This is a genomic window from Pseudomonas sp. R45(2017), assembly GCF_002112305.1.
In the GTDB taxonomy this organism is placed as follows: Bacteria; Pseudomonadota; Gammaproteobacteria; order Pseudomonadales; family Pseudomonadaceae; genus Aquipseudomonas; species Aquipseudomonas paraglycinae.
In genome coordinates, this window is record NZ_NEHH01000002.1 from 437,182 (window position 1) to 462,801 (window position 25,620).

The following is a 25,620-nucleotide window of genomic DNA, read 5'->3' on the forward strand; positions in this document are numbered from 1 at the left end:
GCTTATTCGTCGCCGGGCGCCAGCAACAGATTCGGCGCCAGCCGCTGATAACCGTCCTGAGCCAGGCGCATGTCGAGCAGCAGACTGGCCAGGTCCGCCGACAGCGCCTCGCCCTCCCCGTCGTTCTCCAGATACAGCAACTTCAAATAGCTGTTGCAGCCCGGACAGACCTCGGCGCGCAACGGCGCCTGATTGGCGGCGTGGCGATCATCCTCGAGGCTCAGGTATTCAAGCCCTTTGCTCTGCTCGCAATACACGCACTTGACCCGCACCACATGCCATTCACAGGCGCACAGTGAACACACCAGATAACGCAGGCCGTTGTGCTTGCCGCGATGGCGGATCACCCCGGCCATGGCCGGCGAGCCGCAGGCCGGGCACTGGCTGAGGCTGTCGCCGGGCGTCAGTTGCAGGTTTGGCGCACTGAGCAGCCAGTGACTCCACGCCGCTTGCAGCGCCGCTCCGAGGAACGGCACCAGCGCCGCCGGCACCAGCGAATATTGGCCGCTGACCAGCGCCACGGCCCAGGCGCGCAACTGGCCGGGGCTGGCGATGCGCAGCGTGGTCACGGCTTCGATCACGGCCGGTTGCTCGGGGGCGACATAACGCTGGAGCAAGGCTCCGAGATACAGTTGCCAGGTGTCCTCGCGAATCAGGGTGTCGGCGGCGAACGGCGGCATGCCGTGTTGCCGGCAGACCTCCAGCCGCTGTTGATCAAGCGGCGCGGTAGAGGGCGGATCATCGAGGATTTGCTGCTGGACACGGCACAAACCAGCAATCAGATGCAGGTATTCGGCCAGCGGATGCCCGTCGGCCAAACGCTCAAGACGCTGGGCCCGCAACATGAACAGGTTGTGCGGCGGCAGGTGCAGAAACGGCGGCGAACTGGCCGCCGCTTCGATTTCTCCGGGTTCGAGGATGGTTGGCAACTGTCAGCCCTTTTTCGTGACCGGTCGCTCTGGCGGATCCTTGCTGTCCACCTCGCGATACCAGAGTGCATGGTGTTTCCTGGCCCAGGCGCGGCTGACCCAGCCGTGCATCATTGCGTCCACCGAACCCTTGATCCAGATCCCGGCGTAGATGTGAACGATGATGCTCAGGATCAGCACAAACCCCGCCAGAGCGTGCAGCAACATCGCCCAGCGAATCGTGGTGATGCCGAAGTAATGACTGAAATACGCGCGCCAGATCACCAGTCCCGTGAACAACAATCCGAGCATGCACAGCAGTAAAGTCCAGAACAGCAGCTTTTGCCCGGCGTTGTATTTGCCCACCGCCGGCACGTTTTCCTCGTCGTTGACCAGCACCCGGTCGATGCGCCGCAGCCATTTCCAGTCGTTGTCGATGAAGAAGTTGGAACGCCAGAAGCGAAACACCAGGCCGAGGAAGAACACGAACATCAGCACGCCCATGAACGGGTGCAGGATCCGCGTCCATGGGCCGCCGCCGAACAGGTGGGTCAGCCAGAACATCGACGGATGGAACAGTGCCAGCCCCGACAGGCCGGCCATGAAGAACAGAATCGCCACCAGCCAGTGGTTGGTGCGCTGGTTGGCGGTGTAGCGCAGGATCGTCTTGTTGCTCATGGCCGGCCCTCCCCGCGTGGGTCGAAGGTGTGCACCGCCGGGTCGACGACGTGCACCGAGGTGTCGGGCGGTTCGGGATGTTCATCTTCTTCGACCCGGTTCGGGCCGATCCGCACGTAATGGAAGAACCCGGCCAGCACCGCCGCACCCATGGCCAGCAGGCCCAGCGGTTTGCTGATGCCTTTCCACAAGCCCACCAGCGGACTGATCTCGGGGTTGTCCGGCAGGCCGGCGTAGATTTTCGGGGTGTCGGCGTGGTGCAGCACGTACATGACGTGGGTACCGCCAACGCCTGCCGGGTCGTACAGGCCTGCGTTGTCGAAGCCACGGCTTTTCAGGTCGACGATGCGCTCGGCGGCGTGGGTCTTCATGTCGTCCTTGGTGCCGAACACGATGGCCCCGGTCGGGCAGGTTTTCACGCAGGCCGGTTCCAGCCCCACCGCCACCCGATCCGAACACAGCGTGCATTTGTAGGCCTTGTGGTCCTTCTGCGAAATGCGCGGGATGTTGAACGGGCAACCGGTGATGCAATAACCGCAGCCGATGCAGTGGTCCTGGTCGAAATCGACGATGCCGTTGGCGTGCTTGATGATCGCGCCAGGGCTGGGGCACGCCGCCAGGCATTCGGGCTCGGCGCAGTGCATGCAGCCGTCCTTGCGGATCAGCCATTCGAGGTTGCCGGCGTCGGTTTCGTGCTCGGTGAAGCGCATCAGCGTCCATGAATCGGCGCTCAGATCCTGCGGATTGTCGTAGGTGCCGTGGTTGTGGCCGACCTCGTCGCGCAGCTCGTTCCATTCCGAGCATGCGACCTGGCAAGCCTTGCAACCGATGCATTTGGTGGTGTCGATCAGCTTGGCCACCTGTTCCTGGCCGCGTATCGAAGGCGCCGGCGTGGTGGTGGCCGAGCGGGCAATGATGTCTTGGCTGGCCATCTAAAGATTCTCCATCAGAGCTTCTCCACGTTGACCAGGAATGACTTGGATTCCGGGGTCTGTGTATTGCCATCGCCGAGGAACGGCACCAGGGTGTTGGTCAGGTAACCGTGGCGCGTCAGGCCGGTGAAACCCCAGTGCAGCGGAATGCCGATCTGGTGCACCACCTGGTTGTTGACCTGCAACGGCCGGATCCTTTTGGTCACCACCGCCACCGCTTCAATGAACCCGCGTTTGCTGCTCACGCGCACCCGATCGCCGGCAGCGATGCCCTTCTCCTTGGCCAGCACTTCGCCGATTTCCACGAACTGCTCGGGTTGGGCAATCGCGTTCAACTTGCAGTGCTTGCTCCAGAAGTGGAAATGCTCGGTCAGCCGGTAGCTGGTCGCTGCATACGGGTAATCCTTGGCCACGCCGAGGCTGTCCCACACCGAATCGAAAATCCGCGCCGCCGGGTTGCTGGTGGCTTTCTTGTTTTCCGGATGCAGCGGGTTGATGCCGATCGGCGTTTCGAACGGCTCGTAGTGCTCGGGGAATGGCCCTTCGTTCATCTTGTCGACGGCGAAGAACCGCGCCACACCTTCGGGGTTCATGATGAACGGGTTCATCCCGGCTTCCGGCGGCACGTCGGCCTTGTAGTCCGGCACATCGGTGCCGCCCCAGGCCTTGCCGTTCCACCAGACCAGGCGTTTTTTCGGATCCCAGGGTTTGCCGGTGACGTCCGCCGAAGCGCGGTTGTACAGAATCCGTCGGTTGGCCGGCCAGGCCCATGCCCAGCCCTGATGCTGGTGCATGCCGTAAGGGTCGTTGTTGTCGCGACGGGCCATCTGGTTGCCGGCTTCGGTCCAGCTGCCGCAGAAGATCCAGCAGCCGGACGCGGTGCTGCCGTCATCCTTGAGCTGGGCGAACCCGGCCAGTTGCGAATTGCCCTTGATCGCCGCGCCGGTGGCGTCGGTGAAATCGGTGGTGGCGTAGCCGTTGATCTCTTTGGCGATCTCTTCCGGTGAGGGCTCTTCGGCAATCTTGTACGGCCACGACAGCTTCAACAGCGGATCGGCGAATTTGCCGCCCTCGGCCTGATAACGCTCACGCAGGCGCAGGAACAACGCACTCATGATGTGCACGTCGGTGCGCGCCTCGCCGGGGCCATCGGCGCCTTTCCAGTGCCATTGCAGCCAGCGGCTGCTGTTGACCAGCGAACCGTCCTCTTCGGCAAAACAGGTGGTCGGCAGGCGAATGACTTCGGTCTGGATGTCGGCGCTCTTCACATCGTTGTACGGCCCGACGTTTTCCCAGAACTGCGAGGTTTCGGTGGCCAGCGGGTCCATTACCACCAGCCATTTCAGTTTGGCCAGTGCCGCCATCACCCGGTTCTTGTCCGGCAACGCGGCGATCGGGTTGAAGCCCTGGCACATGTAGCCGTTGACCTTGCCCTGCCCCATCAGGTCGAACACCTTGAGGATGTCGTAGTTGGGGATGTCGAGCTTCGGCAAGTAGCTGTAGGCCCACTGGTTTTCGGCAGTGGCATTGGCGCCGTACCAGGCTTTCATCAGGCTGACGTGGAACTTGCTGTAGTTCTGCCAGTAGGACAATTGCCCCGGCCGCAACGGAACCTGGGTGCGTTTATGGATGTAGGCCGCGTAATCCTGCTCGGCGTCGGTCGGCAGGGTCAGGTAACCCGGCAGCGCGTTGGACAGCAGGCCAAGGTCTGTCAGGCCCTGAATGTTCGAGTGCCCGCGCAAGGCGTTGACCCCGCCGCCCGGCATGCCGACGTTGCCCAGCAACAGTTGCACCATCGCTGCGCTGCGTATTATCTGCGAGCCGATCGAGTGCTGGGTCCAGCCCAGCGCGTAGAGAATGGTCATGGTCTTGCCCGGTGCCGAGCAAGTAGCGATTTCCTCCCAGATCTTTTTCATCGCATCGACCGGCATGCCGCAGATCTGGCTCGCCAGGTCGATGTTGTAGCGGCTGTAATGCTGCTTCATCAGTTGATAGACGCAGCGCGGGTCCTGCAGGCTCGGGTCGACTTTGACGAAGCCGTCCTCGCCCAGTTCGTAACCCCAGGTGGATTTGTCGGTGTAACTGCGTTTGGCCGCGTCGTAACCGGTGAACAGTCCGTCCTCGAAGCCGAAACCGGCTTTGACGATAAACGACACGTCGGTGTAGTTGCGCACGTATTCGTGCTGGATCTTGTCCTCGGTCAACAGGTAATTGATCAGCCCGCCCATGAACGCGATGTCGCTGCCGGTGCGGATTGGCGCGTAGTAATCGGCTACGGACGCGGTCCGGGTAAACCTCGGATCGACCACAATCAGCCGCGCGGCGTTGTGCGCCTTGGCTTCGGTCACCCATTTGAAGCCGCAAGGATGGGCTTCTGCTGCGTTGCCACCCATCACCAGGATCAGATTCGCGTTGGCGATATCGGTCCAGGTGTTGGTCATGGCTCCACGGCCGTACGTCGGGGCAAGACTTGCCACCGTCGGGCCGTGTCAGACACGCGCCTGGTTATCGAACCCCAGCATGCCGAGACTGCGAACCACCTTGTGGGTGATGTAGCCCGCTTCGTTGGACGCTGCCGACGCTGCGAGGAAACCGGTGGTCAGCCAGCGATTGACCGTCTGGCCCTGGGCGTTCTGTTCGACGAAATTGGCGTCGCGGTCGGCCTTCATCAGGTCGGCGACGCGGTCGAGGGCTTCGTCCCAGGTGATCCGGGTCCATTCGCTGCTGCCGGGCTTGCGCACCTGCGGGTACTGCAAGCGGCCGGGGCTGTGAATGAAGTCCAAAAGGCCCGCGCCTTTCGGGCAGAGGGTGCCGCGGTTGACCGGATGGTCGGCGTCGCCCTCGATATGGATGATGTTTTGCGCAACGTTCTTCGCCGCGTCGCCCTGGCTGTACATGATCAAGCCGCAACCGACCGAGCAATACGGGCAGGTGTTGCGGGTTTCATGGGTGTGGGCAAGCTTGAAGTGGCGCACCTGCTCGGCGAAGGCCTGCGTCGGGGCCATGCCCAACGCGCCCAGGCTAGAGCCTGCAAGGCCGATACCGGCGACCTTGAAGAACTGACGACGGCTGAGATCCATCGTGCACTCCTGATCAGGTGGAACCCGGTACTGGTGCCGGGTTTGTTCTGGACAATCACGGTTGCGGCAGACGAGTGCCGACTTTTTCACTGTAGACAAAGCTCCCGCCGCTTGTGTGAAAACCGACCGTCGGCCATTCATCGGTCACAAGTTCGCGCCCACAGGGGATGGGGGTTTATCATCGCCGGCACGACCCATCTCCGCCTCAGAGACCGCGCATGACTTTCGATTTTGATCAGGTATTCGACCGCCACGACACCGGCAGCACCAAGTGGAGCCGCTATCCGGCCGACGTGTTGCCGATGTGGGTCGCTGACATGGATTTCGCCGCGCCGCCGGTGGTTATCGAGGCCCTGCAACAACGCCTGCTGCACCCGTTGGTGGGCTACAGCGTGGCCCAGGACAACCTACGTGAGGCCATCGTCGCCGACCTCTGGAACAAGTTCGCCTGGCGGGTCAAAACCCAAGAACTGATTTTCCTGCCGGGCGTGGAGTCGGGTTTCAACATGGCGCTCAAGGCTCTGGTGCAACCGCAGCAGAACGTCGTGGTGCAAACCCCGAATTACCCGCCGCTGCGCCATGCACCTGGCCATTGGGGCCTGAACAAGGTCGAGCTGGAATTCAACGCCCAGGCCGACGGCACCTACGCCACCCCGCTGGACGCACTGCGTGAATCCCTGACCGGTGGCGGCGCCCTGCTGCTGAGCAACCCTCACAACCCGATCGGCAAAGTCTTCGGCCGTGAAGAACTGCAAGCGGTAGCGGACACCTGCGTGGCGCAGGACGCCTGGATCATCTCCGACGAGATCCACGCCGAGCTGTGCTACGACGGTCGCGTCCACATTCCGACTGCGTCCCTGAGCCCGGAAATATCCCGCCGCACCATCACTTTGATGTCGGCGAGCAAGGCCTACAACATCGCCGGTCTCAAGACTTCGTTCATGATCATCCAGGACGCCGCCCTGCGCGAACGCGTCAACCACGCCCGTTGCGGCATGGTCGACAGCGTCAACCCGCTGGGCATGGAAGCCACCCGCGTGGCCTACAGCGAAGCCGGTCCGTGGCTAGAGGCGCTGAAGCAGTATCTGCAAGCCAACCGTGACTGGCTGGTGGACGCCGTGCGCAGCCGTTTGCCCGGCGTGACCCTCAATGTGCCGCAAGGCACGTATCTGGCCTGGCTCGATTGCTCGGCGCTGGATCTGGACGATCCGCAGAAGTTCTTCCTGGACCACGCCCGGGTCGGCCTCAGCCCGGGCCTGGATTTTGGCGACCACAGCCAGCAGTTCGTGCGCCTGAACTTCGGTTGCCCGCGTTCGATGCTCGAAGAAGGCATTGCGCGGATGGAGCGAGCCCTCGAGTCCCGGTAATCAAGTCAGGGCAAACCCGAGCGTCAATCCGATCGAACTCACCGCAGACGGGCCGGGTCAACCGGCCTACCTGTCCTGAGACCCGGAGATTGACGATGACCGACTATCCAAAACCCCCGTTCCCGAAACAGGCGCAGCCGGTTCCCGGCTCCCAGCGCAAGATGGAGCCCTACCCCGATTGCGGCGAGCAAAGCTACACCGGCTCCGGCCGGTTGGCCGGCAAGATCGCCCTGATCACCGGTGCCGACAGTGGCATCGGCCGTGCGGTGGCCATTGCCTTCGCCCGCGAAGGTGCCGATGTGGCGGTCGCCTATTTGAATGAACATGAAGATGCCAAGGAAACCGCGCGCTGGGTCGAACAGGCCGGTCGCCAGTGCCTGTTGCTGCCCGGTGACATTGCGCAGAAAGCCCAGTGCCAGGCGTTGGTGGATCAAACCGTCGAGCGCTTCGGCCGCATCGACGTGCTGGTCAACAACGCGGCTTTCCAGATGACCCACGAAACCTTCGAGGAGATTCCCGACGACGAATGGGTGATGACCTTCGACGTCAACATCACCGCGATCTTCCGTCTGTGCCAGGCTGCCATCAAACACATGGGACCTGGCTCCTCCATCATCAACACCAGTTCGATCAACTCGGACATGCCCAAGCCCACCCTGCTCGCCTACGCCACCACCAAAGGCGCCATCGCCAATTTCACCGGTGGTCTGGCGCAAATGCTCGGCCCGAGGGAAATCCGCGTGAATTGCGTGGCACCTGGGCCGATCTGGACGCCGCTGATCGTCTCGACCATGCCCGATGAGGAAGTGCAGCATTTTGGCGAGCAAACACCACTGGGGCGTCCCGGCCAGCCAGTGGAGGTCGCGCCGATCTACGTACTGCTGGCGTCTGATGAAGCCAGCTACATCACGGGCCAGCGCTATGGCGTGACCGGCGGCAAACCGATGCTCTGAACCACTTGCCAGAAAAAGTGAACCGCTGGACAAGGCGACCTCTCCATACCTTCATGGCCCGTTCGGGTTGCAAGAGATCAGGAGGTCGTCATGTCTGCGCCTATTATCAAACTCTTCACCCAGCCGAACTTTGCCTGGACTGACATCCGCCGCGAAGAAGAGGCCCACCCGCGTCATTACCTTGCTCACCTGCTGTTGCTCGCCCTCGTCCCGGCGGTGTGCCTGTTCATTGGCACCACGTATGTCGGCTGGAGCCTGGCAGTGGGTGAAACCGTGAGGCTCAGCAGTGCCAGCGCCTTGCAGCTGAGTGTCCTGCTCTATATCACCATCGTGGTCGGCGTGGCGATCATTGGCGGTTTCATCCGCTGGATGTCGCGCACCTTCGATGCGCGGCCGACGCTCAACCAGTGCATCGGTTTCGCGGCATACACCGTCACCCCGTTTTTCATCGCCGGGCTCGCCGGCCTGTATCCCAGCCGCTGGCTGGCGGTGCTGGTACTTGGCGCGGCGTCGATCTATTCGACGTTTCTGCTGTTCGTTGGCCTGCCGACTTTCATGCACGAGCGCAAGGAACAGGGTTTGCTGTATTCGGCCAGCGTCTGGGGTGTCGCGCTGCTGGTGCTGGTGACGTTTTTGGTGTCGATGATTCTGCTGTGGTTTAACGTGCTGACGCCGGAATACCTGCGCACGACTGCGGGTTAGGCCGGTTATGGGGCGGCATCGAACTGACCTTACGGGCCGCGCGTCATGAGCTTCATCATCTGGGTGGCGGTGCTCGGTGCCGTGCTGCTGACCCTGGCGCTGACATCGTCGTACCTGCGCTGGATGCCGGTGACGACCTCGGCTGTTTGCCTGCTGCTGGGTGTGGGCATCGGGCCGGCAGGGCTCGATCTGCTGAAACTGCCGCTGGACGAAGCCTCTTTGTGGATGGAGCACCTGACTGAAGTCGCGGTGCTGTTTTCCCTGTTCGTCTGCGGTTTGAAGTTGCGTTTGCCATTGCGCGACAAACGTTGGCGGATTGCATTCGGTCTGGCGGGTCCGGTGATGGTGCTGACGATCATCGGCGTCTGTCTGTTGCTGCATTTTGGCCTGGATCTGAATTGGGGCCCTTCGCTGTTGATCGGCGCGATTCTGGCTCCGACCGACCCGGTGCTCGCAGCGCTGGTACAGGTCAACGATGCGCGGGACGTCGACAGCGTGCGCTTCGGCCTGTCCGGCGAGGCCGGGCTCAACGACGGCGTTGCATTCCCCTTCGTGATCCTCGGGCTGTTGCTGCTGAACGGTGAAGGGTTTGCCGCCGAGTGGCCCGACTGGGTACTGCGCAGCCTTTTGTGGGCGGTTCCGGCCGGGTTGCTTTGTGGCTACTGGATGGGCCGTGGCATCGGTCGTCTGACCCTCTCGCTGCGCATCCGCAACGATGACAGCACTCTGAGCCCGAATGACTATCTTGCTCTAGCGTTGATTGCGCTGGCCTATGTGGTGGCTGAATCCATCGGTGGCTACGGTTTTCTGTCGGTATTCGCCGCCGGCCTCGGCTTGCGACAGGAGGAAGTCAAATCCACCGGCGCCCATCAACCACCCGCCGAACACATGGTGCAACCGGTTGTCGGTCATCAGAATGTCGAGCCGCAGCAGGCGGTGCACGGCGATACCGAGCGGCTGGAAGACAGCCAGGTGGCCGCCGGCATCATGATGGGCGACATGCTCGCCTTCGGCGGTCTGGTCGAGCGGGCGATGGAAGTGTTTCTGGTTACCCTGCTGGGCGTGGTGCTGGTCAGTCACTGGGACTGGCGGGCGCTGCTGGTCGGCGGCGTACTGTTCTGTGTCATTCGCCCTGCCTGCGTGGCTTTGATGCCGTGGGGATCGTTATTGGCTGGGCGCCAACGGTTATTGATCGGCTGGTTCGGCATTCGTGGCATCGGCAGTCTGTTCTACCTCTTCTATGCGCTGAACCATGGGCTGGGCGACAGCGTGGGCACGCTGTGTACCGACCTGACCCTGTCGGTGGTGGCGCTGAGCATTCTGCTGCACGGCATCAGCACCCAGCCGATTCTTGCCCGCTACGAGCGGCGTCAAAAACTGGGCAAACCCGAAGAGCACGGTGGTGCTTCAGCCTCCCGGGTTGGTCACCTGAATGTAGAAGGCATAACTGCCCAGCAACATCCAGAACGTGGCAAAGATCCACGGCGTTCGAATGGAAAACAGCAGTGACTTGCGATACCCCTTGTGGCTCGACTCCATTTCGCTGAACAGCGGCGATTCGTCATAAGCCAGACCCATCAGGGGTTCGCTGCGCAGCAATTCACTCTGCTTGAAATGCCAATGATCGATGATGTCGTAGGCGGCACGAATTCCCGGCCAGGCGTTGAGCGAACTGAGCAGACCGAGCAGGGCCAGGAATGGTGGCACCACCAGGGTGAACAACTTGCCCCACTCGGGGTTGAGGTTGGCCATGCAGGAGGCGAAGGCAATCACCAGAAACGATTGCGCGGCCAGGTAGGCATCGGTGCGGTTGGCCAGGATGCTGGTTTCGTACTGGATTTCCCGTCGATAGAAATCCAGCCGTTCCTTGGGTGAACCGAACATTTTGGCGTTATGTTCGTTGAGGGTCTCTTCGGCGGTCGGTTGGGTCAATATGCGTGGCACGATGGAACGCTCCGAAACAAAGCGTTTGGAGGCGCCACGTCTCGGACAAGTTCAGCCCGATTGTGCCTCCGGTTCACTTTATCGACTGGGCAATGATCTCCACCAGATTCAGCTGATTGAACGGTTTCGACAGTCGCGGCAAGCCCGCTGCAAAACCTTCGAGGCGCTCGGCATAACCGGTGGCGAGGATGATCGGCAGGTCCGGTTTGAGCAGGCGCACCGCATGAGCCAGTTGCGCGCCGCTCATCTGTGGCATGGCCATGTCGGTGATCATCAGGTCGATGACCTCGCCCTGATCGAACAGCTCCAGCGCCTGGGCACCGGAGGCGGCGCTGACCACCCGGTGGCCGAGGTCTTCCAGCAGCAGGACCGTGCTGGTGCGCACCAGACTGTCGTCGTCCACCACCAGCACGCTGAGGCGCGGCACCGTATCGGTGGACACCATCGGACCAAGCGGTTTGGCGACAACACCGTCGACGGCCACCGGCAACCACAGTTCAGCGGTGGTGCCCTGCCCCTTTGTACTTTTCAGAATGAAGCGGCCACCCAGTTGTTCGATGAAACCCTGGACCATCGACAATCCCAGACCGGTGCCCTTGCCCAAGCCCTTGGTGGTGAAAAACGGATCGCTCGCCGACGCCAGGGTGGCGGCGTCCATGCCTTCACCGGTATCGGTGACCCTCAGGCACACGTAGCGCCCAGCTGCCAGGCTTGTGTCGTTCTGTTCGAGCACCACTTCGGGCTCGGCACTGATCGTGACGTTGCCTCCTTCGGGCATGGCATCACGGGCATTGGTCGCCAGATTGAGCACCGCCAGTTCGAGTTGGTTGCTGTCGGCCAGCACCGCTTGCAGGTCTTCGGGAAACTGCGTTTCGATGCGGATCCCCGGCCCCAGTGAACTGCGCAACAGCCCGGTGATGCCCTGCACCAGTTTCGGGATTTCGATCGGTTCGGTCTTGAGCTCCTGACGCCGGGCAAAAGCCAGCATGCGCTGGGTCAGCGACACGCCGCGCAAGGCGCCCTGGGTGGCGTTCTCCAGCAGACGGCTGACTTTCGGGTCATCGCCCAGGCGTTTGCGCACGATTTCCAGGTTGCCGAGGATCACCGTCAGCAGATTGTTGAAGTCGTGGGCGATACCGCCGCTGAGTTGGCCGATAGCCTGCACTTTCTGCGCCTGGAACAGCGCTTCACGGGTTTTTTCCAGGGCCTGTTGCGCCTGGGTAGCCTCGGTGACGTCGCGGGTAATCTTGGCAAAACCGAGCAAAGTGCCGGTGTCGCCGCGAATCGCATCGACCACCACATGGGCCAGAAACCGCGTGCCGTCCTTGCGCAGGCGCCAGCTCTTGTTCTCGAAACGGCCCTCGCGCACCGCAGTTTCCAGGGCGCGCTGGGGTTCACCGGCGTCACGGTCTTCCGGGGTGTAGAACATCGAGAAATGCTTGCCGATGACCTCATCCGGCTTGTAACCCTTGATCCGCTGCGCGCCGGGATTCCAGTTGGTCACCCGGCCTTCGGGGCTGAGCATGTAGATCGCATAGTCGGTGACGCCCTGCACCAGCAGGCGAAACTGCTGTTCGCTCTGCTTGAGGGTTTCTTCGGCCATTTTGCGGTCGGTCAGGTCGCGGGTGATCTTGGCAAACCCGAGCAGTTGCCCGCCCGGGCTGAAAATCGGATCGATCACCACGTGGCACCAGAAATGCGTGCCGTCCTTGCGTACCCGCCAGCCTTCACCCTCGAACCGGCCTTCGCGGATCGCCGTGTCGAGTGCCCGCTGCGGCAAACCGTTGGCACGGTCTTCATCGGTGTAGAACCGGGAAAAGTGTTCGCCGAGGATCTCCGCCTCTTCATATCCCTTGAAGCGCTTGGCGCCGGAGTTCCAGCTGGTAATGATCCCCTCGGGGTCGATCATGTAGATCGCATAATCGACGACCGCATCGATCAGCAAACGAAAGCGCATGTCTTCGATTGCAGCGGACTTCTTGTTCTCGCTCATCAGGCTTGGCTCAAAGCAGGTTTTCAATGACTGGAGTATGCGTCAAACCGGCGGTTTGGAAAGCCGCAAAAGCATACCGGGCCAGGCAAGGGGCAGCAGCTCATCGCTGGACATATCTGATGATCCTTGCGTAAAGCGCATTGAAGAGGAAATCCGGTACCTGCGTCGCGTATTGCGTTGCCTTGGACAAGGCCAGGTGGCACTCCCTGACCATTTCATTACGCTCGTTTTCGCCATTGACCGATTTGCTGAAAATGCGCTCATAGGCCTCGTAACTGTAAGGCGTGGATGTCGAGGTAATGGAAAGCTTGTGCTGGGTGTCCAGGGTGTATGTGCTGTGCGCGCGCAGGATCCGATCCTGCAAGGCACCCAGCCCGCGCTCGTACAGGAAAATCTGCGAGCCGCTGATTTTTCTGGCCACCGACTCCAGTGTGTACAGCACCGCATGAGCATTACCCAGGCTGGATTTCAGCGCCGACGGTTTGACGAAACGCTCAAGCTCGCCCTTTTCGAGGCTTTTGAACCCACGTTGGACACCTGAAATAAAGGCAAAGGGATAGTTGCAGGCGACCACGTGCACTTCCAGCTGATAGCCGGCGCTGGCGGCGTATTCAGGCAAGGCGGCAAATTGAATGGTGTCGAATGCGCACTCCAGAATGATGTTGAGTTTTTCCCTGAAGGCTCTTTCGAAAATCTTCTGGCACAGATCGCGGACGAAAGTCTCTGTGTGTTCGTAGGCATGCAATACGCCGATTTTGATCATTTCCTCATATTGCGGATGCCTCTCCCGATACTGGGGAAGGTAGAGGCGAACATGGTTTTGATAGCGACCGGAAGGCAGCAGGCTTTTTTCCAGCAGGTAGGTTTTGCCCGAACTTTGCACGCCGGCAGTGACCAGCATCCGGGGTGTGGTCTCGGCTGTTACTGCGGAAAACAGCGTTGGGCTGAGGGTGTCGAAAGCGGCAGTGACCTGCTCTGGCGTGTAGGTGTAGTGGTAGGCAGCGGCGACAGACATGCAGTGATTTCCTTATCTCGTCTTGAGGGATACCGGTGGCCGGTCCTTTGACTAAAGACCGGTTTTCGGACTTCATCAAAGACAAGATATTTACAACGTATGTCACTGTTTTGTATGGGAATTAATCCTACAGTTAACGATGGAAATCACCCTGTTCAAATTCCCCGAAACGTACGTCAACCCGACAGGTTTCCTGCGCATTCACTCCCCTCCAGCGACCACCAGCGCGGCAGCAATTGGCGGATCCGGCTTTCGGCAAAGCGGTCATCGATCAGCATCACCACGCCGCGATCCTGCTGGGTGCGGATCACCCGTCCGGCGGCCTGCACCACTTTCTGCACGCCGGGGAACAGGTAGGTGTAGTCGTAACCGGCGCCGAAGATCGCGGCCATGCGCCGCTTCATCTGTTCATTGACCGGGTTGAGCTGGGCCAGCCCGAGGGTGGCGATGAATGCACCGATCAGCCGTGCGCCGGGCAGATCGATACCTTCACCGAACGCGCCGCCGAGCACGGCAAAACCGACGCCCTGGCTGTGGGCGGTGAATTGATCGAGAAAGTCCTGCCGCGCGCCTTCGGTCATGCCCCGGGATTGCTGCCAGCGGGTGATGTGCGGGTGCCGCTCGGCCAGCAGCTGCGCGACCTGTTGCAGGTAATCGAAACTGCTGAAGAACGCCAGATAGTTGCCCGGGCGTTCGCTGAACTGGCGGGCGATCAGCTCGACAATCGGTTCCAGCGACGCTTGCCGGTGCGTGAAACGCGTGGAAATCCGGCTGACGATCTGCACCTGCAACTGCTCGGCGCTAAATGGCGACTCGACATCGATCCAGACCGTGTCGGCAGGGGTGCCAAGCAAATCCGCGTAATAGTGGCGCGGGCTGAGGGTTGCGGAAAACAGCACGCTGCTGCGCGCCGCCGTCAGGCGCGGGCCGATGAACGCCGCCGGCACCACGTTGCGCAGACACAGTTGCGATAGCGGGCGTTTGCGCTCGAGGTCGCGCTTGCTGATGTCGAACAGGTAATGCGCGTCGAACAATTCTGCTACCCGGCCGAATTGCAGCATTTCGAAATAGAAATTCTGCAAGGCGCTGTCGAGCCCTTGCGGGTGATCGTTGAGGTAGTCGCCGATGCTCGCCGTGCAGGATGAGAGCGCCTGCAACAGTTTTTCCGGCGCCCTGTCGTAGGCCTGATACGGTGCCAACTGGTCATTGTGCAGGGCGTTCCATTCGCGGTTGACCCGCTGCAACGATTTTTTCAAGGCCTCGGGGGCGATTTTGCGCACGCTGCCCAGCGTCGCCTGATCGAGAGTGGCGCTGTACATCTGCCGTCCGCGCTCGACCAGGTTATGCGACTCGTCCACCAGCACTGCAACGTTCCATTGATTGAACTGAGCCAGACCGAACAGCAGCGCGCTGAAATCGAAGTAATAGTTGTAGTCCGCCACCACCACGTCGGCCCAGCGGGCCATTTCCTGGCTCAGGTAGTACGGACACACTGCGTGCTGCGCCGCGACGTCTCGCAGCGCGGCCTGATCCAGCAGACGTAGTTGGCTGGCGGCTTCGCGGGCAGCGGGCAAGCGGTCGTAAAAGCCCTGGGCCAACGGGCAGGATTCGCCGTGGCAAGCCTTGTCCGGGTGTTCGCAGGCCTTGTCCCGGGCGACCATTTCCAACACCCGCAGCGGCAAGGTTTCGCTGTGATCGAACAGCACTTGCGCCGCGTCCAGCGCCAGTTTGCGTCCGGGTGTCTTGGCGGTGAGGAAGTAGACCTTGTCCAGTTGCTGCGGCGCCAACGCCTTGAGCATCGGAAACAGGGTGCCGAGGGTCTTGCCGATCCCGGTCGGGGCCTGGGCCATCAGGCAGCGGCCGGTGCTGACGGCCTTGAACACCGATTCGGCGAGGTGACGCTGGCCGGGGCGAAATGCGGCATGGGGGAAACCCAGCTGCTGCGCCGCCCGGTTGCGCGCGTCGCGGTGGGCCATTTCCTGTTCGGCCCACGCCAGGAACAGACCGCATTGTTGTTCGAAGAACTGCCGCAGCGCATCGGCGCTGAACGCTTCGACCAGACAGGTTTCCTTTTCCGTGACGATGTCGAAGTACACCAGCGCCAGATTGATCTGCTCAAGTTGCAATCGACAGCACATCAACCAGCCGTAGATTTTCGCCTGGGCCCAATGCAGCGAACGGTGATTGGCCGGTTGCTTGCTCAAATCGCCGCGGTAGGTTTTGACTTCTTCCAGGCAGTTCTGCGTCGGGTCGTAGCCGTCCGCCCGGCCCTTGACCTTCAATGGCCCGAATGCGCCCTCCAGCGCCACTTCGCTCTGGTAGGCGTCGTTGCGCCGGGACGCCACGGTGCGATGCCCGGCAATCCCCTCCAGCGCGGTCGGTGACGGGGTGAAGCGCAGGTCGAGGTCACCGGTTTTCGCGGTGAATTCGCATAACGCCCGCACCGCGATGCTGTAGCTCAAGCGCCCTGCTCCGCCCATTGCACGTAACACACGGCGACCGGCATCCGGTGCGTGTTGCAGAACTCCAGCCAGCGCAATTGGTTGTCCTGCAAGCGATCGCCCGGGCCTTTGACTTCGATCATCCGGTAGGTCTTGTGCTGCGGCCAGAACTGGATCAGGTCGGGCATGCCGGCACGATTGGCCTTGATGTCCAGCAGCAGACGGCTGAACCAGTGCTTGAGGTGTTCGGCCGGCAGACAGGCCAGCGCCTGTTCCAACAAATCTTCATTGAGCGCACCCCAGAACACGAACGGCGACTGCACGCCCCATTTGGCGGCGAACCGCGCGCGGATGGTGTCGGCATAGCGGCCATCGTCGAGTTCGGCCAGACAGGCCTGAAACAGCTCGGCGCGACGGAACTGGAAGTCCTCGTTGAGCAGATCCACCGGCCCGCGCTGGAACGGGTGAAAGAACGCGCCCGGCAGCGGCGCGAAGATCGCCGGCCAGCACAGCAGGCCGAACAATGAATTGATCAGGCTGTTTTCCACGTAATGCACCGGGCCCGTTTCTTCATGCAGGTGCGCCTGAACGTGATACTCCACCGACAACGCCGGATCGAGACGCGGCAGGTGCAGATCCAGCCGCTCCACCAGGCCGGGTGCCGTGCGTTTGATCGGCGGTCCGCCGAGCTTGCGCCGCAGGCGCGGCAATATCCGTTGCAAGCCCTGCTGTTCGGTGGCGGTTTCCGGCGCCTGCTCGGCAATGACCGCCAGTTCCAGAGCCAACGCATACTCGGCGCTGCGCTCCAGCACGCGGATCATCCGCAATCGTGCGCCGGGATAGGCGCAGTCGCGATAGATCTTAAGGGCCAGGGCGAATTCGCCGAGGCGCTCGCAGTATTGGCCGATCTGGAACAACAGCTTGCCGCGCCGGCGTTGCAGCCACGGGTTGTCGAAATGCAGCGCCGCGACCTGTTCGACGATCGGCTCCAACGGCTCGCCGGCTTCGAAATACAGCTGGCAGTCGTGCAGAAACAGGCAGGCATCGACGTCGGCACGGCTGCGCAAACCCCGGGAATCGGCGCTGAACTCAACTTTTTCGTAGGTGAAGATGCCGAGGTCGGCGAGCACGAACTCCGACCAGTCCTGATAGAGGTTGCCGAAGAACATCAGGCGAAAACGGTCGCACAGGTCCATCAGCGTCAGGCTGAACAGCCGATCCGCCAGCGTTGGGCACCATTGTCGGAAAATGCGGGGCTCGGGGAATTGTTCGTGCAGCAGCGGCAGCCAGTCGACTTTCTTGCCCCGGGGCTGATCGATGGCCGGGCCAAAGGCTTGCAGGATCTCGGCCTTGAGCAGCACCTCGAACAGATCCGCCATCGACAGCGGCGCCTGTTCATCGAGCCAGCCCTGCTCCAGCAGTGGTTGCGCCGCCTCGGCGATGTCGCCGATTTCCGGATAATTCAGCTTGCCGGCGCGAAAATGCACGCCCTTGCGCATCACCATCCGCACCAGCAACCCCTGGGATCCGCGCGGCAGTGCCTTGAAGTCGCGGATGAAGCCGTGCTCCGCTTCGCTCATGACATCGGCGTAACGAAGCTCAAGCCAATCAAGCACCTGGCGGAAGTTGTTGAGGTAATAGAACGGATCTTCGAGGGGATTGGCAGTCACGGTGATTTCGGGGCCATGGCAAGCGAGTACTGGTTATGCGTACAGATACCAGCCTGCCCCGGCGGGCGCAAACGGAAAAAGATCAGTGGCACCTTCATTGCGGAATTTTTTCAGGTGGCCATCGAACTTTCTCCGGCGTAATGGCACCAACCGCGTTAGAGGCCGACAATGGTCGAAATGAACAGGAATGCTGCTTATGAAAATCAAGACTCTCGGGATCCCGTTGGCTGTTGCGGCCCTGCTGACGCTGGCCGGTTGCTCGACCCCGACGGTGGTCACCCTGCAGAACGGCACCCAGTACCTGACCGAGGACATGCCCGATACCAAAAACGAGGACGGTTTCTACGAGTTCAAGGATATTTCCGGCGCCAAGATCCGCGTGCGTGCCGACGAAGTGGCCACGGTGCGCAAGGAAGACTGACGGTTCCCCCATCAAAAAAAGGCTGCGTTCCTGGTGGAGCGCAGCCTTTTTTGCATTGATCAGCGGGGTAATGCCATGCCCGGGAGGGAACCGTCGCAGTTCAACGCGCGCTCGCCGCGCCGGACCATTTCTTCCTGCAAGCGCTGGCAGCGCTGACGTTCCTGCTGCGCCATGCGGTCGATGCTCAGGTTGCCGGTCATTTCCGGCTCATGGTCTTCGCCGATGCGAACGGTCACGAACGGTTGTTCGGGCTGGATATGAAAGCGGCTTTTCTCTTCGACGGGTTTGACGTCATCACTGTCGGCCGGTTTAGGCAGTTGATCGGTGGTGACGCCATAGCGGCTCAGAATCGAGCTGTGAGGCAGATCGGCCCAGGCATTGGCCGACAGCAGCGCCAGTCCCGCGATACCGATAAACCTCTTGAAACCTTTCACGTGTGAATCTCCTGTACTCGTTGGCGACCCTTACATGACGAACGTTGCCGTCATGGCTTTAGGCCGCATTTCCTGTTGGTGCAGGGATTGGAGTCAGGGAGTGGCTGGTGAGTCACTTTCAATACCGCGTTATCGTTCAATCGCGAGCAGGCTCGCTCCCACAAAAGGCCGGTACTCGGTCAAGAGTGGGAGCGATGTTCGACGTGCTCGCGAAGGCGCCCTTGCGGGCGCCACTAACGTCAGGCAATCACGATCCCGTCGCCACTCAGACTGTTCAACGCAACCCCGACCAGCGTGACCGAATCCGCGCCGAACTTCAGCACCGTATCCTGCCCCACCGCCGTGGCATGGGCGCGGAAGTCGTCGCCCGGCAACACGCCCTGCACGCCGAGGAACAGCAGTTTGTCGTTGGCGGTGTAACCCACCACGCGGTCCTGGCCGAACGCGCCGCTGAACAGGAAGGTATCCGCCCCGCCACCCGACTCCATCAGATCATTGCCGGCGCCGCCGACGAATACGTCGTTGCCCGTCCCGCCGATCAGATGGTCGTTGCCGTCCAGGCCGAGCAGCCAGTCACCGCTGGCCTTGGCCTTGAGGGTGTCGGCGGCGCCGGTGCCCTTCACGCTCGACTCGTACTGGGTGACGTTGTTGCCGACCTTCAGTCCGGTCGCCGTGACGGTGTGGGTGACGTCGTCCTTGAACAGGCCCCAGAGGAAACCTGGCTCCTTGGTGACGATGCTGCCGATGTCGCGGGTGATGCTGATCCCGCCGTTGGCATCGCGGATGTACAGGTTGCCGGCGCCGTCGTTGGCGAAGTCGAAGGTATTGACCGACTTCTGCAACTCCAGGGTGTTGTTGCCCGAGCCACCCAGCAGGATGTTGTAGCCCCCGCCGTCGCGGAACGTGTCGTTGCCGGCGCGGCCTTCCAGATAATCGTTGCCGCTGCCGCCCTGGATCAGGTCGTTGGCGTCGCTGCCGATGATGAAGGTGCTGCCCTTGTGGGTTTCGGCGTTGCGGTTCAGGTCCTGCACCCAGGTGTTGGCCCGCGCCGGATCCGACAGGTTGGCGACGATGATCGTCGAGTCCTTGCTGGTCAGGTCGTAGAACTTCGATTCGATCACCCGGTTCATGCCATCGCCATAAGCGGTCGGCAGGTGCGAGATCCAGGTCGGAATGTTGACGATCGAGAACGGCAGCACGTTCCACGCCGCCGAAGCGTAGTGGTCGTTGAAGCTGACGATGTTGTCGGTCGCCGACTCCTTGGGCGCGTCGTGCACGCCGAGCGAGGCGCCGGTGAAGGTCGAGCCGTCGAGCGCGCGGAACACCGGATCGTTTTCGTAGCCGACGTTGAGCACCTTGTCGTTGCTGCTCTGGGTCGGCGAGGCGTAGGCGATGTAGTTGGAGTCCTGGAAGAACCCGCCCCATTTGCTGGTGCTCAGGTCCGCCATGCTGTTGACCGCCAGCCCGCCGAGGCTGTGGCCGCTGACCAGCACGTCCTTGCCGGTCAGGCCGTTGGCCTTGGCGAACGCCACCACATCGTTCATCAGGTTGCCGAAGGCTTCGCCGACATAGTTCTTGGCGTAATCCTTGGGCCCGAATGCAGCGAGCAAGTCGTTGATCACGTCACCGATGGAATCGCCGATGAGGATTTCCCGTGGGCCGCTGGTGCCGCGAAAGGCGATGCCGATTTCCGTCAGATGGCCCTGAGCGTCGTATTTGCCGAGGATTTCCACCTGAGCGCTGGTGTAGCCGGCTTTTTCGCCGAAGAAGGTGCCGCGCGCATCGGTCTTGCCTTCGTAACCCAGTTGCGAGGCGGTGATCGGGGTCCAGCCGGCTTTTTTCACCGCGTCGAGTGCGGCTTTTTCCGAATCGGGGTTCCACGGAATGCCGGGGATCACGCCTTGGGAATCCGTGCCGCCGATCAGCGCGGTCACCAGCGTGGCCGGCAAGCCGAGGCCGAAGCCGTTGTGCTGATAACCGACGGCAAAGCCGTTATCGAGGTTGTGGTAGGAATACAGCGTAATAGCCATGGCGTCGCTGAACAGCGCCTTGGATTCCGCCGTACCGAAGTTCTTGTAGTCATACACACCCATTGCTGTTGCCTCTCTTTTTGTTGGAATTGTTCAGAGATAGCTCACAACCAGAACGCCCCTCCCGAGGCGCCCCGGAGCATTTCAGTACAACGTTCGTTTGTCAGGCGAAGACGAAACTCGAATCCGACAGGTTAGCCACACCGACCCCGACCAGCGTCACGGCAAAGTCGCCAATCTTCAGCACGGTATCGCTTCCGGACTGCGACGCGTGTTGCTTGTAGTCGTAGCCCTGCCCCGCGCCTTCGACGCCCATGAACACCAGTTTGTCGCTGCCTTGGTAGCCATTGATCGCGTCGAAGCCGAAGGCGCCGCTGAACAGGAAGGTGTTGTTGCCACCCACCGCGCTCATCACGTCGTTGCCGGCGCCGCCGACGAAGGTCACGTGGGCCTTGTCGCTTTGCAGGTGATCGTTGCCGCCCAGGCCGAACAGCCAGTCGCCGTCGGCGGTGGCCTTGAGGGTGTCGCCCATGGCGCCGCCGCTGAGCGAATGGTTGTACTGGGTCAGTTCGGCACCGTTGGCCAGGCCTTTGGCGGTGACGGTCCAGGTGATTTCCTTGCTGCCCCACCACGAACCCGACTCTTTGCTTACCAGCGCGCCGATGTCACGGGTCATGCTGATGCCGCCGTAGGCGTCACGCACGTACAGGGTGCCGTCGCCGTCGTTGGCGAAGCTGAAGTTCTGCAACGGTTTTTGCAGTTCGAAAGTGTTGTGGCCCTGGCCACCAAGCAGGATGTTGAAGCCGCCGTCGTCACGGAAACGGTCATCGCCGCCCAGGCCTTCGAGGAAGTCGTTGCCCGCCCCGCCCTTGAGCCAGTCACCGCTGTCGGTGCCGATGATGAACGTGCTGCCGGTGTGCGGCTCGCCGCTGCGGCCCAGATCCTCGACCCAGGTCTTGCCCCGCGACGCTTGCTCAAGGTTGGAGACGATGATCGTCGAGTCCTTGTGGGTCAGGCCGTAGAACTTCGACGCGATCACCCGATTCAGGCCGTCGGCATACCCCAGCGAGCTGTGGGCCGACCAGTTCAGCGGATTGGCGATGCTGAACGGCACCAGGTTCTGCGCGGTGGATGCGTAGTTGTCGTTGAAGTTGACGATGTTGTCGGTGGTCGAATCGTGCGGCTTGTCGTGCTTGCCCATCGACGCGGTACTGAACGTGGTGCCGTCGAGCACGCGGAACACCGGGTCGTTCTCGTAACCGATGTTCAGCACGTTGGTGCCGGTGCTGCTCTGGGTCGGCGAGGCGAACGAAATGTAGTTGGCGTCCTTGAAGAATCCGCCCCAATTGCTCGCGCTCAACTCCGCCACGCTGTTGACCCCGAGACCGCCGAGGCTGTGGCCGCTGACAAGTACGTCCTTGGCCGCAATGGCGTGGGCGACAGCGAACGCGGCCACCGATTTGAGCAGGTTGTCGAAGGCGTTTTTCGCGTACTGAGTGGCGTAGTCCGTCGGGCCGATGGCGGCCAGCAGGTTGTTTTTCATGTCGCCGAAGGTGTCGCTGTAACCCAGCCCGCCGGTGCCCCGGAAGGCCACGCCGATGCCGATCAGCTTGCCTGCGGCGTCGTATTTGCCGAGCACTTCGGCTTCGGCGCTGGTGAAGCCGTCCTTCTCGCCGAAGAACGTGCCCTGCGCCCCGACTTTGCCCTGATAGCCCAGCGCCGTGGCGCCGATCGGTTTCCAGCCGGTGCCGGGCAAAGCCTGCCCGGTCGGCGTGTAGGCATACAGCGTCAGGGCGATGGCGTCGCTGTACAGCGCTTTGCCGTCGGCGTTTTTGTAATCGAACAATCCCATGTTGTGCTCTCTCTTCCTTTCAAAAACGGCAGTTCTCGAAAGAACTGCCGCTACCCCTTAGAACTGCCAGTCCAGCGTCAGGCCCACACCGTGGTCCTTTTCGTTGGAGCCGATCAGCCCGTTATAGTCCAGGTTGACCCGGGCATCGTGATTGAGCGCCAGCCCGGCGCGCACGCCGACTACCGCTGCATCTCGATCCATCGACACACTTTGCACGGTGAACGCACTGTTGCCATTGACGAAGGCCAAGTGACTGTCGGAATCCACGCTGCTCAGATTGTGCTGCCAGCCCAGGCTTGCGCCCAGTTCCAGCTGGTGTTTCTCCGACAGGGCAAACGTGCGCTTGGCCCGCACACCGAGGGTCGACAACACCACATCGCGGTTGTCTTCACCACCCTTCAGTGCGGCGGCATCACCCTTCTCGGTGAAGCTGTCGCTGTTGAGGTGCACGTAGGCCAGATTGGCGAACGGCTCCAGATTCATCGGTTGCAGACCCAGGTCGTAGGCCGCTTCGGTGAACAATTGCGCGGTGGTCGCATCGCGCTTGGTTTTCTGTTTTCCGCTGACGCCAGCGAATTGCAGGTCGCGTTTGACGTCGATGCGATGCCAGCTGTAAGCCGCACCGGCGGTCAGACGCAACGCATCAATCTGATGCCCCAGGTACGCGCCCAGGTGATAGCTATCGACCGAGGCGGACGAATGCGTACCCTCGCCCATGCTCAACGAGCTGTCGCTATAACCAGTAACGAAACCGAGACGAGTATCTTCAGCGATCAAACCGTCGACACCGGCCAGCAGGCCGCCGATGGAACTGGTGGAATCGGCGTATTTCGACCCGCCATCGCTCTTGCCCCAGGCGCCCAGCACTTTGAGCCAGGCGTTGCTGCGGTCATCGGTCGGCGCACCGGCATCGAACAGATCGCGCTCACGCAGACGCTCGCCCACGGCATCGCGCAGGTAGCGACTGTCGTTGATCAGCAGCGTGCCGATGGCCGGGTGAATCTCGCCGGACAGCTGCTGGAAGGCATCCTGCGCAGCGGCCGCCGACGGCGACAGCAACAGGGTTTCGAACAACGCATTGCCGGCGCCGAGGCGTTCGGCGGCAGCACCGACCGCGCGCTGGTTCGGGGTCAGGCCGACACTGGCGAACGAGGCGCCGTTACGTCCAACCTCCAGTTGCACGCCACCTGATGAGTAATCGAGGGTGCCGCCGAGGAACGCATAGTTAGGCAGCACCTGACCAAAGCGCCCCTGAATCCCGCCTGCTGCCTGCAGGATGTTGAACTGACTGCCGAGCAGCGATTTCACGTCTTCGGTGGTCAACAGCGTCGGGCTGTTTTCCAGGGACAGACTGACGGTGGCGCCCTCAATCATGGCGGTGCCACCGGCGACGATCCGGTCGCTGCTGGTCGGCGACACTTCCACCGCATAGGTCGAACCCGGTGCGAAGGTCACGTCACCCGCCACGTTCAAGGTGCCGATGGAATTGCCCGGCGCCACGGTGCCGCCGCTGTTGGCGGTCAGCGCGGCGATCCGGCCGTTACCACCGAGGATGCCGCCGTCATTAACCGTCACCGCCGATTGCAGCGAGCCATTGATTGCCAGTCGGCCCTGATTGACCAGGGTCGGGCCGCTGTAGGTGTTGTTGCCGGTCAGCACCAGAGTGCCGATGCCTTGTTTGGTCAGACCACCATGGCCGGAGATGTTGTTGCGCCAGGTGTCGAGCCCGCAGGTGATGTCGTTGCACACGCGCTCGGTGGGTTTGCCCGCATCGATGATTGCGCCGATGCCCGGCAGATCGGCCACGAACTGGCCGGAACCGTAGGCGCCCTGGATGCGGAATTCTTCGGGGATGTCCTGCTCGGTGACGAACATCGCCGGGCCGTCGATGCCCTTGCGCAGGTTGATCATGCCCCAGCCATACAGGGCGTCGATGCCCGGTGCGCCGAGGTCGGTGGCCGTGGTGCGCAACACGCTGGCGACCTGATCGCCGGACATGTACGGGAAGCGCTCCATCAGCACCGCCATGGAGCCGGCCACGTGGGGCGCGGCCATCGAGGTGCCGTTGTAGTTCTTGTAGCCGGTGGTCAGGTTGTCGGCGTTGGTGCCTTCGATGATCGAGCTGTAGATCTGCGTGCCCGGTGCCGAGACGCAGAAACTGGCGGTGTAGCCGCAGCGCGAAGAGAACGTACTCATGATGTACGGATTGGCGCTGGCCTGATCCGGGTTCCTTTGCAATGCGGCGACGGTGATCCAGTTCGGCGCGATGTCCGGCACGAAGTAACCGAGGCCGGCGATGGCGTCCGGGTTGTTCAGGTTGTAGTCGTTGCCCGCCGCGAAGATCGTCACGATCCCGCTGCGTGCGGCGGCGATTGCACCGTCGTAGGCGCCGCCGGGTTTGGTGCCCAGCAGTGTGCGGATCTCGTTGAACTGCAGTTGCGCGTCGTTGACGGTGAAGTGCGGGTACGCCGGGTCACGGCCGCCGAGGTCGAAACGGTCGGTGATGCCGATGCCCCAGCTGTTGTTGATGATCCGCGCGCCGCTGGCGATCAGCGCATCCCAGCCGGCCTTGTACACCGCGCCGTCGTTGCCGCGCACGATGCCGTCTTCCGGGCCCGGGTCGCCGTTGTCGGCGCTGATGATCTGCGCGCCGAACGCCACGCCGTGCATCGGCCCGCCGTCACGGCTGCCGGCAGCGATACCGCCAACGTGGGTGCCGTGGGCGCCGAGTTTGCCGTCGGAACCGACCGAGGGCGAACCGTCATAGCGGAACGCGTCCCCCGCTTTGACCGGGATGTACGGGTCGGTGTATTCGCGGATCCCCGAGGTCACCAGGGTGATGACCTTGTTGCTGCCGGAAAACTCCGGGTGCGCGGCGTAGACCGGTTGGTCGAAAATTCCCAGTTTCACGCCTTTACCGGTGTAACCGGCGGCGTAGGCGTAATCCGCGCCGATGGCGCCCAGGCCCCAGTCGGCCTTGAACTCGGCACTGCGCCAACTGCCCGGATCCCCTGCCCGGCCGCTTTCCACGTAGGGCGCCGCGTGTGCGCTACCCCAGGTTGCCAGCGCGCAGAGCAAGGCGACGTTGAGAGTTTTCAGGCGAAAGCATCCACCCGATTGCGCGGGGGTGTTGTTGTTTTTCATCCAGCGACCTTCCTTAGTGATGTTGCGAAAAATCCGTGTGTTCAGCCCCGTGATCG

At 61.9% G+C, this 25,620-nt stretch carries 18 protein-coding genes; 5 read left to right on the top strand and 13 right to left on the bottom strand.

Annotation, left to right across the window (positions count from 1 at the left end; all coding sequences use genetic code 11):
* Positions 1 to 2 precede the first annotated feature (2 nt).
* The 4 genes from fdhE to fdnG are packed head-to-tail and all read right to left on the bottom strand — an operon-like array spanning position 3 to position 5,598.
* On the bottom strand, positions 3 to 929 hold the full coding sequence (fdhE, locus tag CAF74_RS06230) for a formate dehydrogenase accessory protein FdhE (RefSeq protein WP_085745703.1): 927 nt from the start codon (positions 927 to 929) through the stop codon (positions 3 to 5).
* Between the two features lie 3 nt (positions 930 to 932).
* Positions 933 to 1,586, bottom strand: coding sequence for a formate dehydrogenase subunit gamma (locus CAF74_RS06235; protein WP_085745704.1), 654 nt, complete (start codon positions 1,584 to 1,586; stop codon positions 933 to 935).
* A complete protein-coding gene (fdxH, locus tag CAF74_RS06240) occupies positions 1,583 to 2,518 on the bottom strand; it encodes a formate dehydrogenase subunit beta (protein ID WP_085745705.1) in 936 nt (311 codons plus the stop codon). The genes CAF74_RS06235 and fdxH overlap by 4 nt, the downstream gene beginning before the upstream one ends.
* A 14-nt stretch (positions 2,519 to 2,532) precedes the next feature.
* Complete coding sequence (gene fdnG / locus CAF74_RS06245) at positions 2,533 to 5,598, bottom strand: formate dehydrogenase-N subunit alpha (RefSeq protein ID WP_139832891.1); 3,066 nt, start codon at positions 5,596 to 5,598, stop codon at positions 2,533 to 2,535.
* Between the two features lie 218 nt (positions 5,599 to 5,816).
* Between fdnG and CAF74_RS06255 the strand changes: the two genes are divergently transcribed.
* The 4 genes from CAF74_RS06255 to CAF74_RS06270 all read left to right on the top strand — a co-directional run bounded on the left by CAF74_RS06255 (position 5,817) and on the right by CAF74_RS06270 (position 10,129).
* Positions 5,817 to 6,965 carry a MalY/PatB family protein gene (locus tag CAF74_RS06255; RefSeq protein WP_085745707.1) on the top strand — a complete coding sequence of 383 codons (1,149 nt, stop codon included), beginning with the start codon at positions 5,817 to 5,819 and terminating at the stop codon, positions 6,963 to 6,965.
* Positions 6,966 to 7,060: 95 nt separating this feature from the next.
* The gene (locus tag CAF74_RS06260) at positions 7,061 to 7,918 is read left to right on the top strand and encodes an SDR family oxidoreductase (RefSeq protein ID WP_039768357.1); all 858 of its coding nucleotides are present in this window, start codon (positions 7,061 to 7,063) and stop codon (positions 7,916 to 7,918) included.
* A 90-nt stretch (positions 7,919 to 8,008) separates the two neighbouring features.
* Positions 8,009 to 8,620: a Yip1 family protein gene (locus CAF74_RS06265; protein WP_085745708.1), complete on the top strand. Its 612-nt coding sequence runs from the start codon at positions 8,009 to 8,011 to the stop codon at positions 8,618 to 8,620.
* Between the two features lie 45 nt (positions 8,621 to 8,665).
* Positions 8,666 to 10,129 (top strand): sodium:proton antiporter, encoded by a 1,464-nt coding sequence (locus tag CAF74_RS06270; protein WP_085745709.1) that lies wholly within the window; start codon positions 8,666 to 8,668, stop codon positions 10,127 to 10,129.
* Here CAF74_RS06270 and CAF74_RS06275 read toward each other — a convergent pair.
* The 5 genes from CAF74_RS06275 to CAF74_RS06295 form a co-directional block, all read right to left on the bottom strand.
* Positions 10,028 to 10,564, bottom strand: a complete 537-nt coding sequence (locus CAF74_RS06275; RefSeq protein ID WP_085745710.1) for a hypothetical protein — start codon at positions 10,562 to 10,564, stop codon at positions 10,028 to 10,030. The two genes, CAF74_RS06270 and CAF74_RS06275, sit on opposite strands and share 102 nt — an antisense overlap.
* Positions 10,565 to 10,637: 73 nt before the next feature.
* Positions 10,638 to 12,557, bottom strand: a complete 1,920-nt coding sequence (locus CAF74_RS06280; protein ID WP_085745711.1) for a PAS domain-containing sensor histidine kinase — start codon at positions 12,555 to 12,557, stop codon at positions 10,638 to 10,640.
* A gap of 100 nt (positions 12,558 to 12,657) precedes the next feature.
* Positions 12,658 to 13,572: a zeta toxin family protein gene (locus CAF74_RS06285; RefSeq protein WP_085745712.1), complete on the bottom strand. Its 915-nt coding sequence runs from the start codon at positions 13,570 to 13,572 to the stop codon at positions 12,658 to 12,660.
* A 176-nt stretch (positions 13,573 to 13,748) separates the two neighbouring features.
* Positions 13,749 to 16,034 (bottom strand): ATP-dependent DNA helicase, encoded by a 2,286-nt coding sequence (locus tag CAF74_RS06290; protein ID WP_085745713.1) that lies wholly within the window; start codon positions 16,032 to 16,034, stop codon positions 13,749 to 13,751.
* A complete protein-coding gene (locus CAF74_RS06295) occupies positions 16,031 to 17,683 on the bottom strand; it encodes a VRR-NUC domain-containing protein (RefSeq protein WP_085745714.1) in 1,653 nt (550 codons plus the stop codon). Before CAF74_RS06295 ends, CAF74_RS06290 begins: the two co-directional genes overlap by 4 nt.
* 196 nt (positions 17,684 to 17,879) lie before the next feature.
* Here CAF74_RS06295 and CAF74_RS06300 point away from each other — a divergent pair, with 196 nt between their 5' ends.
* Positions 17,880 to 18,104 carry a YgdI/YgdR family lipoprotein gene (locus CAF74_RS06300; RefSeq protein WP_007951417.1) on the top strand — a complete coding sequence of 75 codons (225 nt, stop codon included), beginning with the start codon at positions 17,880 to 17,882 and terminating at the stop codon, positions 18,102 to 18,104.
* A 59-nt stretch (positions 18,105 to 18,163) separates the two neighbouring features.
* Here CAF74_RS06300 and CAF74_RS06305 read toward each other — a convergent pair whose 3' ends face one another.
* The 4 genes from CAF74_RS06305 to CAF74_RS06320 form a co-directional block, all read right to left on the bottom strand.
* On the bottom strand, positions 18,164 to 18,538 hold the full coding sequence (locus CAF74_RS06305; RefSeq protein ID WP_085745715.1) for a hypothetical protein: 375 nt from the start codon (positions 18,536 to 18,538) through the stop codon (positions 18,164 to 18,166).
* A gap of 239 nt (positions 18,539 to 18,777) precedes the next feature.
* Positions 18,778 to 20,631, bottom strand: coding sequence for a polyurethanase (locus CAF74_RS06310; RefSeq protein ID WP_085745716.1), 1,854 nt, complete (start codon positions 20,629 to 20,631; stop codon positions 18,778 to 18,780).
* 100 nt (positions 20,632 to 20,731) lie between these two features.
* Entirely contained in the window at positions 20,732 to 22,420 is a 1,689-nt protein-coding gene (locus CAF74_RS06315; protein ID WP_085745717.1) for a polyurethanase, read from the bottom strand.
* Between the two features lie 57 nt (positions 22,421 to 22,477).
* A complete protein-coding gene (locus CAF74_RS06320) occupies positions 22,478 to 25,564 on the bottom strand; it encodes an autotransporter serine protease (protein ID WP_085745718.1) in 3,087 nt (1,028 codons plus the stop codon).
* Positions 25,565 to 25,620: the final 56 nt, after the last annotated feature.